At 74.8% G+C, this 2,168-nt stretch carries 1 protein-coding gene; it reads right to left on the bottom strand.

Annotated elements, in window-relative coordinates; translation table 11 throughout:
• Positions 1-262: 262 nt before the first annotated feature.
• A partial coding sequence (locus ACTIR_RS23020; protein ID WP_084789464.1) for an arabinofuranosyltransferase occupies positions 263-2,168 on the bottom strand: 1,906 nt, incomplete at its 5' end.

Below are 2,168 nucleotides of genomic sequence, written 5' to 3'. Positions count from 1 at the left end.
CGCCGGGCCGGCGGTGTGGCCGGTGTCCCGGTCGGCGGGCCGGCCGGGACCGGGGCCCGTGGCGTGCCCGGCCCCTCCGTCGTGGTCACTGCTCGCGTCGTCGGTCCGAGTGGTCATCTCCGCCCGTCTCGTTCGGCTTCCCCGCGTAAGCTACCCGCCCGGGCGGGCCGTTCCGGCCGGACGGGGAGGGCCCCGGCCGTGTCGTCGCCGAGCGGGACGGGGCCGACACCGTCCGGGGTCACGATCCGGCCCGGGGCCCGGGTCAGGACCGCACGGCGACGACGGTGAACGGGCCCACGTCCCGCCGCTCGAACCCGGGGGCGTCGAACACCTCCGGGTCGAACGACACCGGGTTCCCGGCCACGGGGTCGGAGCGGGGGAACACGCTGGAGGTCAGCGTGTACCGCAGCGTCCCGTCGTCGCGGCGGTCGAGCACGAACACCGTGGGCGGGGGGAACGGCCCGTCGGCCAGGCGTGCGCGCAGGGTGGCGGCGTCGTCCGCGTCCGCCCAGGAGCGGATCTCGGCGGCCCGCTCGTCGTAGCGCGCGAGCGGGTTCGCGTAGTGCGGGGTGAGCTGCTGAAAGTTCCAGTAGGGCGAGAACATCAGCAGGTGGTGCTGTTCGGTCAGCAGCACCTGCCCGGTCGGACCGCCCGCCGTCATCCCGTCGATCGCGTCGGTGAGCTGCGGGGTCCACGCGGCCGGATCGGACGGGTCACGTTGCCCGTCGGGTGTGCGCCCGGTCGGGTAGTAGTCCGACTCGGCGTCGTCGATCACCCCGGACAGGTCCGCGCGCACGGCGTCCTGGATCATCACCACCGACCCGGCCACGGCCAGGACGGTGACCAGCACCCGCACCCGGGGACCGGACCACCCCGTCCCGGGCCGGGTCGCGAGCCACCGCCGTAGCCACCGCGCTCCGGCCAGGACGCCCAGCACCCCCGCCACGGCCAGGGTGAGCCCGACCGTGGGGACGAACCGGAAGGACAGCAGCGTGGTCTCGCCCAGCAGCGCGAGGGTCGACAGGCCGAACCAGGCGTACACCGCGGCCGCGAGGACCGCCAGGACGAACGCGGTGGTGTCGGTGAACGCCGCCGCCACCGCCCACACCAGCCCGACCAGGCACAACAGCCCGAACACGCTGGGCACGGTGAACGGGGTGGGCAGGTAGGCACCGCTCTGCGGCAGGAAGTTCGGTGCGAGCGACGGCTCGGCCAGCCCGCCCGCCGCGACGAACGGTGCCCACACGAGCGCGGCGAGCACGGCGGAGATCACCGCGACGACGGCGGTCCGGCCGACCGACCGGCGCAGCGCGGGGCCGAACCGTTCCCCTTCCCGCACGGCGGCCACGACGGCGAGCACGGCCAGCAGGACCACCAGCAGCGCCCCGAAACCGAGGTGCAGCGTATAGGTCAGCCCGCAGACGCCGAGGTAGCCGCCGACGACGCCGAGCACCCACCACGGCGCCCGGTCGCGACGGCGCAGGGCCGACCAGGCGAGCAGGGCGACCGGCGGCAACCACGCGGTCGTGGGCCAGGCGTACGGCTCCTCCACGCCCACGGTGACGAACCCGGCGACGGTGGTCACCAGCGCGGCGAGGAACGCCGTCCGGCGCCGCAGCACCAGCGTGTACAGCACGTACGTCACCACCGCCGTCAGGGCGCACCAGGCGATCGCGTACGGCTTGTAGGCCTCCCAGCCGGACATGCCGGTCACCTCGGCGACCCGGCCGCCGAGCCAGAACCACCCGGCCGGGTAGTACGGCGGCAGGTCGACGTAGTTCATGTCCTGCAGCGCCGCCGACGACGACGCCCGTTCGAGGTACTGCAGCCGGAACGTGTTGTCGACCGAGGCCCCGCCGAGGAAGAACCGGGTCGCGTGCAGCGGCAGCGCGAGCACCAGCGTGGCCAGCGTGCTCAACGTCGTCCACACGCCGAGCTGTTTCAGCCACGTCGGCCACCGCCGGACCCGCGCCGACCCCAGCGCCGTGAACACGACGGCGAACAGCACGGTCACCGCGGCCACCAGCAGCGCCTCGGGCACGTAGGTCTCCGTGCCGGAGACCGGCAGGCGCGCCACGACCGCCTGCCAGGCCGCGCTGAGCAGCACCGCGTACCCCCCGCCGAGCAGGAGCGCGGCGACCGTGCCGCCCGGTGTCCCGAACGGCGGG

This window comes from Saccharomonospora iraqiensis subsp. iraqiensis (genome assembly GCF_000430445.1).
In the GTDB taxonomy this organism is placed as follows: Bacteria; Actinomycetota; Actinomycetes; order Mycobacteriales; family Pseudonocardiaceae; genus Saccharomonospora; species Saccharomonospora iraqiensis.
Note: the sequence above shows the minus strand (reverse complement) of the source record. Positions and strands in the feature narration are given on the sequence as shown.